This is a genomic window from Stenotrophomonas sp. STEN031 (genome assembly GCF_056759975.1).
Window position 1 is genome coordinate 85,654 of record NZ_JBRREA010000007.1, and the last position, 13,651, is coordinate 99,304.

Sequence of the window (13,651 nt, forward strand, 5' to 3'; positions counted from 1 at the left end):
ATGGATGAGCTATTGCACCCGGCAATGGATTGTCCTGCCATCCCAACTGCACAGCATGCGATTTCTATCGCCGGCGTTGCCGGTGATGGGGATGCCGTAGCGACGCGCTGAGTCCATCCAGCGCTGCAGATTGCGGTTGCCTCTGTTTCCTTCGCCGAAGTAGTAGTCGCCAACGTAGTCCGGCGCGGTGCCAGGCGCGACGATGCTGGCATCGGGGAACCTGTTGCCTTCGCTATCCCGGCTTTCGCCCTCGACGTACTTCGCCTCGGTGACGTTGTCGGTTGTCACTTTGTAGACCGTCCGTGATCCATCCCGCCATTGGACGATGACGATTATTGCACCGGCGCCATGTTTGTCCGCCCAGGAAAGCGCGAGCTCCTGTATGGAGAAAGCCACCGAGTTCCACGCGGCGCTACTTGTGCCAGCCCCCGCGAGGCCTTCAGCCAGATACTGCCCGAATCTGGCTCTTGATGTGGCTGAAAGAACGATGTCGCTGGCGCTGAAGTCCTTGTATGCGCTTGGAAAGGTGAAACCGGCTGGATTGGAGTACTGCGGGTTGTCGGGATGCACGGTGACGACAAGCCCTCCCTGGTTCTTGTTGGATCTGGCGCTATCAGCGGCTTCGCCTTGGGTTGGTTCATGGCCAGGGATGGCCGCTGCATTTGGCTGTGCCGACGAAGGTGTCAGGGAGGCGGCATCCAATACGCGGTAGAACGCCGCCGATATCGGCTCGGGGATGGCTGTACGCATCGTACGCCAGCGCTTCAGTTCTCTGTCGTACTCAACTTCGTAAGCGGTCAGCTGGGCACTCTCAAAATCTACAACCACGGTGAGGCCATTGCCCTTTGAGATGGCGGCGTTCGCCGTCGATGGGCAGCGGTTGCACTCAATCACGCCGCCGGCGAGCGCTGATAGTGAAACCGCGGGCGCCAGGAATGCGAGGATCACGGTAGCGAGGATTCGTGAATTCCTTTTCATCGTTTCTCCTGGTGGAGCAGCTTGTGCTGCAAGGAAGTTTTAGGCCAACTTTCTTGAAGATACTGTCGGTATCGTCGTGGAGGAACGCAGCTGTTCTGCTGGCGCAATGCTCGGATTTGACCTGGGTTTGGATCAGGAAAGAGTCGCGACGGGACGCGGATATCGGCTTGCATCGGTGCGATGCCCGTCGCGGTGTGACCCCAATGCCCTGGTTGCTGGCATGATCCCCGCATGACGCTCACCCTCGACCAACTCCGCCGCTACGCCGTCGCCCGCTCGCTGTTCAAGCCGACCACGCTGATGCGGGCGATTGCAAAGCTGGGCTTCGTCCAGGCCGACCCGATCCGCGCACCGGCGCGGGCGCAGGACCTGACCCTGCGGCACCGTGTTGTGGACTACCACGCCGGGGACCTGGAACGGCGCTATCCGCGGCTGCCGGTGGAGGAGGACTTCTTCGTCAACTATGGCTTTCTGCCGCGCGAGCGGCAGGCGTTGATGCATCCGCGGCAGGCGCGGATGGAGTGGACGCCGGCGCGCTGGAAGCAGGCGCAGGCGGTGCAGGCCTTCATCGCTGAACGTGGCGCGGTGCACCCGCGCGAAGTGGATGCGCATTTCGCCCATGGCAAGACCACCAACTGGTTTGGTGGCTCTTCCAACGCCAGCACGCAGTTGCTGGACGGCATGCACTACCGTGGCCTGCTGCGGGTGGCGCGGCGTGACGGCGGTACGCGTGTCTATGCGGTTCGCGATGTTCCGCTGCCGGTTGCTGCCACCGAGATTGATGCGCGCATGGATGCGCTGATCGACCTGATCGTGGGCAAGTATGCACCGCTGCCGGATGCCAGCCTGGGCCAGTTGGTGGCCCATCTGGGCAATGGTGTCCCGCAGTGGAAGGATGCGCGCAAGCTCGCATTGGCACGCGCACGCCTGCGCCTGCAGCGGGCGCGCGTGGAGGGGGTGGACTGGGTCTGGCCGGCCGATGAGCGGGCCGATAGCCGCCGTTGGAAGCCCGACGCACAGGTGCGGCTGTTGACCCCGTTCGACCCGGTCGTATGGGACCGCCGTCGTTTTGAATTGTTCTGGGGGTGGGCGTACCGCTTTGAAGCCTACACGCCACCGGCAAAGCGCAGGCTGGGGTATTACGCGTTGCCGCTGTTGTGGCAGGACCGGGTGATTGGCTGGGGCAATCTTTCGGTGGCGTCGGGGGCACTGAACGCACAACTGCATTACGTGGACGGCAGGGCACCATCGGATGCTGCCTTTGCCGAGGAACTGGAGGCTGAGCTGGGGCGTATGCGAGTGTTTCTTGGTGTGGGCGGCTGAGCTGAAGCTTCAGGGCAGATGTGGGTACTCTTTGAGGATGGCAGCGCCTCACTTCTCGATCGGCCCGTGATCATTGCCGGTTGCAGCGAAACCCAGGCATGGCGAGGCGCTCTGTTCTTCGCGGCAGCCGTCTTGGAGTTAGCTGGAGTTGATGGCGGGCTGCTGCATCCGTCATGCTGCGACGCCAACCCGGGGCTACGCCAGAAGGAATAGTTCGTGCCGACCACCACTGCTGCAGCAGCCCGCAACAGCATCGTGCATATGGCCGTGGCCTTCATCGCCATGGGCAGCTGGGCCGCATTCGCAAACAGCACGCACCCGATGCCGCGGCCGGTGATTGCCGGGGTGGTGCAGGGCATCTTGTCGGCGCTGATCACGTTGTTTTTGAAGCGCATGATCGAGGCGCTGTCCGCGCGGTTGCCGGGGAGTGCGGGTTATTGGGTTCCGCCTTTGGTTGCGGTCGTCGCCTCGTTGAGTCTGCTCAGCAGCATTCATTGGTTGGCTGGTACGCCGGAGATTCTGCGCACGATCGTGGTGCCGATGTCGGTTACCGCGCTCTATGCGACCACCTACAACCTGGCACTGCGCCGAAGCGCAGTACGGTAGTGCCGAGCCATGCTCGGCAGAGGCTTCACCGACGGAGCCTGAGTAGCTCAGGGCTTCGCCCCACATTCAAGGCTGGCGGCTGGACGGGGAATGGATGCGTCTGGGGTTTCTTCCCTTGCAGAGCCAAAGCGAAGCGTCAGGGCCAAAGCCAAAGCCAAAGCCAAAGCACCCCTCCCAACCCTCCCCTTGCCTGCGGCAAAGGGAGGGCTCATCCCGCGCGGTTCAGCAGGGTAGTGCCGAGCCATGCTCGGCAGGGGCATTACCGATAGAGTCTGGGTACAGCAGGGCTTCGCTCCCCACATTCAAGGCTGGCGGCTGGACGGGGAATGGTTGCGTCTGGGTTTTCTTCCCTTGCAGAGCCAAAGCGAAGCGTCAGGGCCAAAAGCCAAAGCCAAAGCCAAAGCCAAAGCCAAAGCACCCCTCCCAACCCTCCCCTTGCCTACGGCAAAGGGAGGGCTTATCCCGCGCGCTTTGAGATTCCCTTGGCCTTGTTGGATCGGGACGGTTCATGCCGTTCGCTTGCGTTGTCATCGGCGCCGGCGATCTAATGCGTCGACCACAGCGGTGGTGTTACCGAAAAAGGGAGCAAGGACGATGCCCGCGTACTCAACCACATGCCTTGCTTTACGGAAGGCCGCACACGTCAGCCTCTGTGCCATTGCACTGTTGATCGCTGCCTGCGCCGCGCCACGCAATGGCGAAGTGCCGCCGGATAGCCCGGAGGCCGGCAGAGCCGCGGCCGCGCTGCGCAAGCTCAATCCCGCTGCGGTGCAGGCCTACGCGCTCAGGGTGCGGCTGGCCAATGTCCCGGGTCCGTTTGAAACCGTGCAGGGTACCGCGCAGTACGATGTTCAAAACCCGGGCCGCTGCGGCAGGAGCGACGCGTTTGCAGGTGCCATGCCGCGCATCTCCAGCAACGAACCCTTCGACCTGGTCAAGGTGGCGGAAGGGGAATACCTTGGGACGATCCATCTGGATCGGATCATCGATGAGGCGTACTACGGGCGGGAGGTCTGCCATTGGGCGTTGGCCGAAGTCCGCGTTGCCCTGGCAGCCAACCTGCGCCCGGAAAGCACCCGGTTTGTCGCGGGCATGGATGCGGCATCGATCCAGCAGCAGAGCGTGGCCACGCGCCATTTCTGGGGCGGCTACTACCCACGCGCAACGATGGATGCATTCAAGGACCTGGGCGACGCCGACCTTGAGGATGTCCCGCCGGAAAAGCGAAGTGAATTCTTCAGCATTAGCCTGAGTGCCGCGCCGATTTCCAGATGATGGCCAGTACGCCGATCCGCTGTCGCTGATCGATGCGGCTCAACGCTGGCCACGTACCGCAGGTGCCGGGCGCTTGGCCTGCCTGCCAGGTGTGGACGGCAACGCGGCTTGCATCAGCTTGCGGAAATTGGGGCACTGCAGGTGATCCGGTTGCGTGCAGCGGGCGGTATGGCGCAGCCCATCGCGCAGCAGCTGCAGGCGCAGGATGTGACGGTCCAGCGCGCTGGCCTTGTTCAGCAGGGACGGGCGATCCATGCTGAAGTTGCCGTCCGCATCGAACATCGCCGCTATTTCTTCCAGCGCGAAACCCGCCGTTCGGCCCAGCGTAACCAGCGCCAATGTCTGCATCACGGTTGGCGCATAGACGCGACGCAGGCCTTTGCGACCCAGGGGCCGGATCAGCCCACGCTGCTCGTAGTAGCGCAGGGTCGAAGCCGGCAGGCCGGAGCGCTGGCTGACCTCGCTGATATCCAGTTCCAACATGCTTGACCTCAAGTGGACTTCAACTTGCATCCTGACCCTAACAGAACGGGCGGAGCGGGTCATGGGCAGCTGGGAGCTGATGATTGATGTACTGGTGGCAGGAGTGCTGGCGACGGCCCTGATGGACGCCTGGAGTGCGCTGCTACGCAGGATCGGCGTGGCAACGCTGGACTACGCCTTGGTCGGGCGCTGGCTCGGCCACATGTTGCATGGGCAATGGCGCCACACGACGATCACACGCGCTGCGCCGGTAAGGTACGAACGCTTGACCGGCTGGGTTGCGCACTACCTGCTGGGCATTGGCTATGTCGCCGGGCTGGTGGCGGTGACGGGTCCAGAGTGGTTGCTGCATCCCAGTTTGGCGGTGGCGCTGGCATTTGGTTTGCTGAGCATGGTGGTGCCGTGGTGCGTCCTGCAACCGGCATTGGGGGCTGGGTTCTTCGCCTCGCGGACTCCACGGCCGTGGCATGCGCGCGTGCAGACGGTAGCGAGCCACTCGGTTTTTGGAATGGGTATGTATCTGGGTGCCCGCTGCTGGCAGTCGCTGTCTACGTGGGCTGGATGAATGCCCTGTGCGTCCCCAGCGCGTCGCAGCTCCTGCTCAGCTTTGTAGCGGCCCCGCACGGGAACGCCACATCAACGTAACGCCGGGCGGCGCATTGTTCGCCGGCGGTATGCCAAGCCGCAGTTTGGAGGTTGCAATGATCAGCAAACACAATCCACAGCACAGCCATGAAGGCGGTCCGCAGCGTTCCCGACAGTCGGATGCGGAGCAGGCGCGCAGCAGCAGCCCGGCGCGCCAGGCCGCGCGTGGCGAGCCCAGCCATCAGAAAGACATGCACGATCAACGCATGTCGGACCAACATACGGTCGGACGGCGGAATCACGGCAGGAAGCATTGATCCACTGCTGCGGTGCGCGGCTTCGCGCATCTTCATCGTGAACGCCCGTGGCAGTGTGCGAGCAGCCCTGGAGGCAACCCGCACAGATCAAGGTTGCGGGTTCGCAAGGGCGGCAGCTGGTGGTCCGCTCTACCCGGCACCCGCAACGCTGCGTGCAGCGCTGCGGGTGTTGGTTTGCATGGAACGGACTAGTTGCTGGGTTCACCGATGATCAGGCCGCTGTCGTCGACGCTGATCACGCCGTCGACTGCGCGTGCGGCGGTCACCATGCGATCCGCTTCGGCCTGGCTGCCAACCTGGCCACTCAGCGATACCATGCCACCGCGTGTTTCCACGTGGATTTCGCTGCCCGGCACATCGCGGGCACCCATCAGCCTGGCTTTCACTTCGCGGTTTATCCAGGCATCGCTGCCGGGTTGATCGCTGGTGCGTTCGACGCGCCCGGCTTCGGGAGGAGGTTCCTGGCCCAGGTAGGCGGCGGTTGCAACCGGTGTACAGGTGGGGATGGCGGCGGCAATCAACAACACACTCCGCAGGTGCAGGTGTTTCATCACGATGCTCCTTTGGTGGGGGAACAGGCCATTCATACGCTGGCCCAGGCAGATGGTGACAACGCCGGGGTTAGCGCACCGCAGCGTTGTTGTTAGCGGATTGCGAACGCCGGCTATTCAAGCTGTTCGCTGCCAGCTGAAGAGATGGTCGTGTCGACATCGCGATGGCGTTCTGCACACAGCGCTTACGTCGCGACGTCTAGCGTTTGATGCTCTTCCATGTCGGAGACGCTGCGATGACCCAGGGTGACAAAAGCGCCTATACAGACAAGCAGAAGCGACAGGCCGCGCACATCGCGCAGAGCGAGCGCAAGGAAGGACGTTCAAAGGAGGATGCCGAGCGCATCGCCTGGGCGACGGTGAACAAGCAGGACGGTGGCGGGAAAAAGTCAGGTGCCGGCCGTGCGTCACACAAGCACTAGCGGGTTTGTGCGCAGGGCAGGCGACGAAACCGGCGGCAATGCCGGTCTCGCCGCGCAGCCTTGTGCAGCAAGCGCTTTCAGCTGAAGGTCTTGCGGTCCTTCGCGGCGCTCATGCGGTGACTGCCCGCTGTCGCGGTGCCGCGCATCTTGATGTCCTGCATGAACACCCATTCGCTGCTGATACGCGCTGGCGTGATATCGATCATCGCGTAGCCCCGTTGCGAGGTGTCACACCAGCGCAGTTCCGGGTTGCTGGCGATGAAGGCCTTTGCCACGGCGCCCGGTGCGGCGGCCATGCTGCCTTCAATACCGCCGGAGGTGACCGCCTGTACCGCGAACTCGACACCGGCAGGCTCGCCATCCTGCTGCAGTTCATAGGCCCAGGCGTTGTGGCTGTCGCCTGACAGCATGACCAGATTGGCGTTGGCTTGCTGTGCAGCGCGCAGCAAACGCGCCCGCGCGGCAGGATAGCCATCCCAACGGTCCATCCACATCGGCAGGCCCAGCCGCGCGCCGCGCACGTTGTTCCTGAAAGCCTGCACGCTGCGTTCGCTGGCATCGCTGCGCAGCATGCCTAAGGTCTCGGCGGGCATCACGGTCCGGCCCAGGATGGTGCCCATGCCGACCAGCTGCCACGCATTGCCGGCGGCGTTGCTCTTCAGCGATTGGTACAGCCAGTTCTCCTGTTCCAGGCCGAGCATGGTCGCCGCAGGGTCCTGCCACGGACCGTCGCGGAATGCCTCCAGAGCGGCGTCGCTATCCGCCCGGTAAGCAGCGGCGATGTCGGCGGGACGGGTGCGGCCGATCAGTCGCGACTCGGTGCGGTACAAGGTGGCCAGATTGCCGATCGGGTAAGCCTTCCACGGCTCATCGGAGACCGGCATCCATTCGCGGTAGGCCTGCATCGCGGCGGCCTTGCGTACACTCCAGTCGCCTTCGGTTGCGCTCTGGTGGTTCTGCGCGCCACCTTCCCAGCTGTCGTTGGCGCTTTCATGGTCGTCCCACAGGGCCACCATCGGCGCGTTCTGGTGCAGGGCCTGCAGGTCGGCGTCGGCACGGTAGCAGGCCAGGCGCAGGCGATAGTCGAGCAGCGAGATCATTTCGTGTTCGTGCGCCGGCATCACTTCGCGCTCGGCGATGCGGTCCTGCGCCTTGTAGGCGGCGATGCCGTATTCGTAGAGATAGTCACCTACATGCAGCCATAGGTCCATGTCCTCACGCTGTGCGGCATGGGCGTAGGCATTGAACCAGCCGGTCGGCAGGTTGGCACAGGAGAACAGGCCCAGCTTGAATCGGTCCACCTGGCCGACGGGTAGCGTGCGGGTACGCCCGGTGGGAGAGACGCTGCCGTCCGCCGCGATGAAGCGGTAGTAGTACGTCGATCCCGGTTGCAGGCCGGCAAGGGTGAGCTTGGCCGTCCAGTCGCGGTAGCTGCCGGTACGCACGCTGGCCCCGGCAACCACGTTGCGGAACGCTGTGTCGGTGGCGATCTCCGCGCGCAGGGTGGTTTCGTCGGTAGCGGCGTCCGGTACATAGCGGGTCCATAGCAGCATGGAGTCCGCACCGGGTTCGCCGCTGGCGACGTTGTGGGTGAAGCCCTTGGCGGCCTGCACTTCAGCCGTGAACGCGCGACCGATGGGCAGTAGCAGCGCGCCCAGGCCGAGGCTGGCGCCAATGATCAGACGGCGGCGGTCCAGTTTCATGGTCATCGGAGGCTCTTTGGGTTGCGGGTGTCGGTGGTGGGGCCGGAGGGGTTGCCGGACGAGCCGGTCCTCGGCGCAAGCCCCCTCCCGCGCAGGCGGGAGGGGGAAGAACGCCAGCGCCGCTCGACGTCGTTCTGTGGCTTTCGATGCGGCGCCGTTTGCCTCAGAAGCGGCCGCGGATGCCGAAGTTCCACATCGAGCCGTACACCGTGTACATCTGCACGCGGCTGGGGATGTTGGAATAGATCACTTCCGGCTCGTTGAAGATGTTGCGGCCTGCCAGCATCACGTCGATGTTGTCGGTGAGCTTGTAGCTGGCGCTGATGTTCCACAGCTCGCGCGCATCGCGGTAGAGGATGCCGTTGTTGGCGGTGGTCGGCGTGTTGCTTAGGGCGCTGACGCGATGCTCGGACTGGTAGTTGCCGTTGATCTGGAAATCGAAGCGACCATAGTTGTAGCGGATGCCCCAGTTCGCGGCCTGCTTGGGGATGTTCTGGCGCGGGCCGTCCGGATTCACCTGGGTCAGCGAGCCGTACACGCTCAGGCCTTTCCAGGCACCGGGCAGGAAGGTCATCTGCTGGTTGTACTCCAGCACGACGCCTTCGTTGGTGCTGGTGCCCGGTGCATTCTGCGCGCTGCGGAAGGTGTAGCCGTCGTACTCGTTCGCGTTGAAGCCGACATCCTCCGGATTGACGGTGATGCCGGTGACCTGCATGTCCTGCATGTCCAGCTTGTAGTACGACAACCCCAGCAGGCCCGACGGTTCCAGGTAGTACTGCAGGCTGGCGTAGTACTTGGTGGAGTGCTCGGGTTTGAGCTGGGCATTGGGCACGGTGACGATCATGGTGTCGTCATTGACCGAAACCACGCCGCCGAGGTTGCCGTAGTCCGGGCGCAGGATGGATTGGCTGAAGGACAGCTGGCCAACCAGCTTGTCGGTGAAGTCGTACTTGACGCCACCGCTGAGGAAGAAGTCGTCGTACTCGCCCTTGCGCGTGGTGTAGCGGCCATTGTTGTACTGGTACATCAGCCCTTCGACGGTATTGACGTCCAGGCCGGCGGCCTTGACCTCGCTGACCGGTCGAACGTCGGCGACGCGGGCAGCGGTACGGGTCTTCTCGTAGCGCAGGCCAAGGTCGAAGCGGGCATCGCCGAGGCGGGTCTCGGCCTCGATATAGGCTGCGTCCACTTCTTCCTGGATGCGTTTGTTGTTGTCCAGTTTGCGCTTGAGGTTGCCCACCACATCGGGCACGAAGTATTCCGGGTGCTGCTGGTAGATGTCGTACATCGCGTAGTTGCTGTCGGCACGCCAGCCCTGCTGGTTCATGTTGCCGGCACCGGTACCGATGATCTGGAAGTCGTAATTTTCCGTCCACGGCACGCTGGCGCCGGGGTCGGTCTGGCTGCCATTGGGGCCGACATAGCGGTACTGCTGGTAGGAGCCCTCATTGGTGCGCCAGTCGTTGCGGCGCGTGCCCAGGCCGCCCATCAGGGTTACCGGTGTGTCGTTGAAACTGAGGTGGCGCTTGAGGTCGAGATTGACGCCGTATTGGTCGTTGAGCGCGTCGGATTCGGCGGTGCGCACGTTGTAACCGATAGGGGCATCGCGGTTGAAGTTGCTGGGGTCGTTCCACGGACGGCCACCGGTCTGCGCCAGGTTCCACTCATGCGAACTTTCCGAGGGGCGGTCCAGGGTGAAGCCTATCCCGGTCAGCCAACTGTCGGTGCGCTGGAAGAAACCCTTGCTGTTGTCGCGGAAGTTGAACTCCGCGCCGGAATAGCTGCCACGCAGCACGGCTTCCCAGTCTTCGCCCTTGTACTCCAGCTTGGGCGCGATCAGGTACGCCGGCGTGCCCGCATAGCGATGCGAATACTGGGTGTGCAGGCGGGTGTTGGTGCCGTTGGGATTGACCACGATGTGGTCTGGGGTGGAGCCCGGTGCCGCTTCCGACTTGGAGGTGGTGCCGAAAATCAGGTAGGTGTACTGGTTGAAGTACTCCACGTCATACATCGAGTAGGTACTGCGCAGCGAGGCGACCAGTTCGTCGGTGATCTGGTAGTCCAGGCTGAGGTTGGCCGCGGTGCGGCTGGTCATCTTCGGGCCCGGGCGCCACATCACCCGGTACGGCATGGCGCTGCCGTCGGGCTTGTAGGCATAGTCGGTCTGGATGCGGTCCTGCTGCACGTAGTTGGCGTTGTAGCTGGCGTTGAACTCGACGCCGAAGCGCCCGTCCATGAATACATCGCCGAAGCCGAACTGGCCGGATGGATAAATGGTGTCGTGCTTGCGGTCGTCCGGGAAGTACTTGCCCGACCAGTTCGAGTCGGAGGTGCCGACCGCGCCCAGCTGGAACACGATGTCACGCTTGGTGCGCTGGAACGCATACTTGCTGCGCAGGTTGATATTGCCGCCGGGTGAGTCGGCGTCCATCGCCGCGGTCAGCGTGTTGTTGAGCTCGATCGATTCGATGCCGGTGATCGACATCTGCTCGAACGAATTCTGGCGGCCGGAGTTGTTGTTGGAGGTTGCCGTGGCCATGCGTGCGCCATCGGTGGTGAAGGTCGAGTACTTCGGGTCCAGGCCGCCGATGCGAACGGCGGTGGCATCCACCTCGGTGTAGTCCAGCGACAGGCCGGGCATCGACTTCATGAACTCACCGACGTCGCCCATGGTCAGAGCGCCGTAGTTGTCGGCCGCGACCACGTTCTTTGCGTTCATCGCCGCACGCCGTTCCATGATCGCGCTGGCCTGGCCGTCACGCGAGGCGGTGACCTTGATCGCATCCAGGTCGGTCGCATCGCCACCATTGGCGGTGTAGGAGGGCGCTTTCAAGGCAACGTCGAGCGTGGTGGTCTTGCCCGCCACGACCGCCGCGCTGAGCCGTGCTTCCTGCAGGCCGGTGTATTTGACCAGCACGGTGATGTCGCCGGCAGGGATGCCGGAGAGCTGGAAATGGCCGCCTTCCTGCGAATAGCTGACATTGCGACTGCCTTCGATCCGCACCTCGGCATTACGTACGTACTCGCCGGTGGCGGTGTTGAGCACGCGGCCGCGCAGGCTGCCGCTGGCGATGGTCTGGACGCTGTTGTCGTTGCGCTGTTGGGCGAGCAGGTCGGGCGAAACGCAAAGCGCTGCCAGGATGGCGCTGACCAGCGCCGACTTCTTTAGTTCGAGCATGGATCTGTTCCGGAGAGTGTGGGAGTACCGCACACAGCTGAGGTTCCGCCGTGCAAGCGGCGCCACCTTACGTCCGGACAATTACAGAACCTTTACGTTTGAGTCATGGATACTGTCGCTACTGAAACTGCTTTTGCTTTGCTCTGCCTGCAGTGGCCGTGCAGGCAGAGCGCGGTCGATGATTGTTCGGTTTCGCGTGGCTACGCACGGTTGCACGCAGTGCCGTCGCGCACCTGCCTGCTGGTCTTCCGGTTCCGGCGTCCTGATCCGCATCACGCGCAAGGTTGGCCGCTGATGGTCTGCGGCCTGCGTTGTGTCCTGCTGGAATGCGGATTGTTGTTGCTACCTCTGCGGTTCGGCTGCGACAAACGGCCGTTCCGGATCGCCGGTCCACCGCATCAGGTGCAGCTCTGCGCCTTGTTTGCCGTCCTGCTTGAAGTTGCTGGCGAGATAGAAAAGACCGTCGCCAACGGCTTGCAGGCCAACGTCGGCCTTCTGCATCCAGCCGCGGATGCCGGTGACGGGATCCTTCAGGCCTGCGTCGGCGAGTGGCAGTAGCTGCCCCTGTTCCCAGCGGCCGGAAGTGTTGCCGGGCACGCCGATCAAGTCTCCTGGCGTTGGCCTGGCAGCAGCGTCCACCGCGAACAGCAGGTAGTTCGGGAACGTCGGCTTCCTGCCCTGGTATACGCCCAGGTACCAGCGCTGTTGGGCTGCGTCGTAGGTCAGATTCTGTACGCCGTAACTGGTGTTTCCCGTGCGCACGAAGTATTTGCCCTGCACCTGCGTGGGTCCGCTGTGGTGCGGTGCGGACTCCAGCAAGGGCTGTGCCTTTTCCTGCCAGTCGCTGACGTCGTATTGCAGCAGTACCTGGTGGTCGTTGTCGGTGCGAGCGGTATTGCCATAGATGCCATAGGCAACAGTCAGCAGCTGTGGGCCATCGGCGTGACCGAAGCGCGGGCCAAAGGCGACGCCATCGATGCCGGAGCAACCATAGCGGTGATCCGGGGAGGCGGTTTCATTGCCACGGTATTTCCCGTCGTCACCGTCGAAGCGGCCATCCCCGTTGATATCGGCGGTGTAGTCCTTCACCACTTCCGGCAGGTAGATGGTACGCAGGATTTCGCTGTCGGTGGCCTCGATGCCAACCCGGTCAATGCGGTCCACGTCGATCATCGCGATATAGAAGGCCTGGTCCTTCTTGTACTCCAGCGATCCGTAGACCTTGCCGTCGGCCGGATTGAAATCCAGATCGCCCAGATGCCCGTTCCATCCGGTCAAGGTACCGACCAGATTGCCCTGCAGATCGTACTTGGCCAGCAGGTTGGTGAAGGAGTAATAGATATAGCCCGCTTGCTGGTCCACGGCGATGCCCTGCACATGGCCCGATTGCCAGGTTCCGCCATGGTGTTGCAGCGGCAGCGGCGCGTTTGCCATGGCCGGCCCGGCGATGCCGGCGGCCAGCAGAATGCCCAGCAGGAAGTTGCGATTCATTGGCGAATGATGGTTGCGGAATCAACCATGCAAAATGGCGTGCAGAGGTGACGTGCACATGACACGCGGGCCTGCACATGTGCTTCAATCTGCGTCACGGACGCTGTTGTTCAAGGAGAGAATGCAATGCGCTTCACATGTGGAATCTTCACCGTGTTCCTGTTGCTGGCAGCGAATACCGCCGGTGCGCAGCAGCTGGCGACGGACGCGCCGGCATCGTCGCGGCTGCGGCTGTTCGGCCAGAACGGTGTTGGCATGGTGCTCTATACCAATACCAGCTGCACGGCAGAGTATGCGCAGAAAATCCGCGCTTCCGGTTCGCTGGGAAATGCGTTCGGCTCGATGCTGGGCAAGGTGAAGAACGAGAGCCTGGGCATACCGGAAACGGATACCAGCCGTGGCCTGAAGCAACGCGGCATGATCATGTCCAAGGCCTACTTCAAGGAGTACCCGCTGGTGCCGGGACAGTCGGTAGTGGTGGAGGCGGGCATGGGCTCACCGGCCGGTTGGCGATGTGATCGCCTTATCACTTCGGCATTCACTCCGCAGGCCGGCAAGGACTACGAAGTGGCCCTGGACGTGGACTTCTCCGGCGGCGTATGCACGTTGAAGGTGAATGAGGTGGCGGCCGATGGTTCCCTGCTGCGCCTACCCGTGCAGCCGGCCAGCAAGCAGTGCGTGCCGGCTGCGGCGGAGCCGGGGCAGGGCGCGGACTGAAATGAGCGGGCCGGCGCAATGC

The 13,651-nt window shown here is 63.2% G+C and carries 12 protein-coding genes and 1 pseudogene; 6 read left to right on the forward strand and 7 right to left on the reverse strand.

Translation table 11 applies throughout. The annotated features are described in order from the left end of the window. Nucleotides 1-9: 9 nt before the first annotated feature. Entirely contained in the window at nt 10-978 is a 969-nt protein-coding gene (locus ACVOLQ_RS04960; RefSeq protein WP_481527294.1) for a hypothetical protein, read from the reverse strand. 231 nt (nt 979-1,209) lie between these two features. On the opposite strand from ACVOLQ_RS04960, the gene ACVOLQ_RS04965 reads away from it, so the two are divergent. From ACVOLQ_RS04965 to ACVOLQ_RS04975, 3 genes are all read left to right on the forward strand, one after another. Beyond that, nucleotides 1,210-2,301: a DNA glycosylase AlkZ-like family protein gene (locus ACVOLQ_RS04965; protein WP_481527295.1), complete on the forward strand. Its 1,092-nt coding sequence runs from the start codon at nt 1,210-1,212 to the stop codon at nt 2,299-2,301. Nucleotides 2,302-2,517: 216 nt separating this feature from the next. After that, nucleotides 2,518-2,907: a hypothetical protein gene (locus tag ACVOLQ_RS04970; RefSeq protein ID WP_313172628.1), complete on the forward strand. Its 390-nt coding sequence runs from the start codon at nt 2,518-2,520 to the stop codon at nt 2,905-2,907. Between the two features lie 666 nt (nt 2,908-3,573). Beyond that, nucleotides 3,574-4,182, forward strand: coding sequence for a hypothetical protein (locus ACVOLQ_RS04975; RefSeq protein ID WP_481527296.1), 609 nt, complete (start codon nt 3,574-3,576; stop codon nt 4,180-4,182). Between the two features lie 39 nt (nt 4,183-4,221). Here the strand turns inward: ACVOLQ_RS04975 and ACVOLQ_RS04980 are convergent, their stop codons facing one another. Further along, nucleotides 4,222-4,665: a helix-turn-helix domain-containing protein gene (locus ACVOLQ_RS04980; RefSeq protein WP_481527297.1), complete on the reverse strand. Its 444-nt coding sequence runs from the start codon at nt 4,663-4,665 to the stop codon at nt 4,222-4,224. A 61-nt stretch (nt 4,666-4,726) separates the two neighbouring features. On the opposite strand from ACVOLQ_RS04980, the gene ACVOLQ_RS04985 reads away from it, so the two are divergent. Next, nucleotides 4,727-5,230: a DUF2938 domain-containing protein gene (locus ACVOLQ_RS04985; protein ID WP_481527298.1), complete on the forward strand. Its 504-nt coding sequence runs from the start codon at nt 4,727-4,729 to the stop codon at nt 5,228-5,230. Here ACVOLQ_RS04985 and ACVOLQ_RS04990 read toward each other — a convergent pair. Beyond that, a complete protein-coding gene (locus tag ACVOLQ_RS04990; RefSeq protein ID WP_481527299.1) occupies nt 5,214-5,603 on the reverse strand; it encodes a hypothetical protein in 390 nt (129 codons plus the stop codon). The genes ACVOLQ_RS04985 and ACVOLQ_RS04990 overlap by 17 nt on opposite strands. Nucleotides 5,604-5,755: 152 nt before the next feature. Further along, complete coding sequence (locus tag ACVOLQ_RS04995) at nt 5,756-6,118, reverse strand: BON domain-containing protein (protein ID WP_481527300.1); 363 nt, start codon at nt 6,116-6,118, stop codon at nt 5,756-5,758. A 236-nt stretch (nt 6,119-6,354) separates the two neighbouring features. On the opposite strand from ACVOLQ_RS04995, the pseudogene ACVOLQ_RS05000 reads away from it, so the two are divergent. After that, nucleotides 6,355-6,534: pseudogene (locus tag ACVOLQ_RS05000) on the forward strand (HupB); the annotation flags it as partial. Between the two features lie 83 nt (nt 6,535-6,617). On the opposite strand, the gene ACVOLQ_RS05005 reads toward ACVOLQ_RS05000, so the two are convergent. The 3 genes from ACVOLQ_RS05005 to ACVOLQ_RS05015 all read right to left on the reverse strand — a co-directional run bounded on the left by ACVOLQ_RS05005 (nt 6,618) and on the right by ACVOLQ_RS05015 (nt 12,912). Then, the gene (locus ACVOLQ_RS05005) at nt 6,618-8,249 is read right to left on the reverse strand and encodes an alkaline phosphatase D family protein (protein ID WP_481527301.1); all 1,632 of its coding nucleotides are present in this window, start codon (nt 8,247-8,249) and stop codon (nt 6,618-6,620) included. Nucleotides 8,250-8,406: 157 nt separating this feature from the next. Next, nucleotides 8,407-11,421: a TonB-dependent receptor gene (locus ACVOLQ_RS05010; RefSeq protein WP_481527302.1), complete on the reverse strand. Its 3,015-nt coding sequence runs from the start codon at nt 11,419-11,421 to the stop codon at nt 8,407-8,409. Nucleotides 11,422-11,763: 342 nt separating this feature from the next. Beyond that, nucleotides 11,764-12,912: a hypothetical protein gene (locus ACVOLQ_RS05015; protein ID WP_481527303.1), complete on the reverse strand. Its 1,149-nt coding sequence runs from the start codon at nt 12,910-12,912 to the stop codon at nt 11,764-11,766. A gap of 126 nt (nt 12,913-13,038) precedes the next feature. Here ACVOLQ_RS05015 and ACVOLQ_RS05020 point away from each other — a divergent pair, with 126 nt between their 5' ends. Beyond that, nucleotides 13,039-13,629 (forward strand): hypothetical protein, encoded by a 591-nt coding sequence (locus ACVOLQ_RS05020; RefSeq protein WP_481527304.1) that lies wholly within the window; start codon nt 13,039-13,041, stop codon nt 13,627-13,629. Nucleotides 13,630-13,651 lie beyond the last annotated feature (22 nt).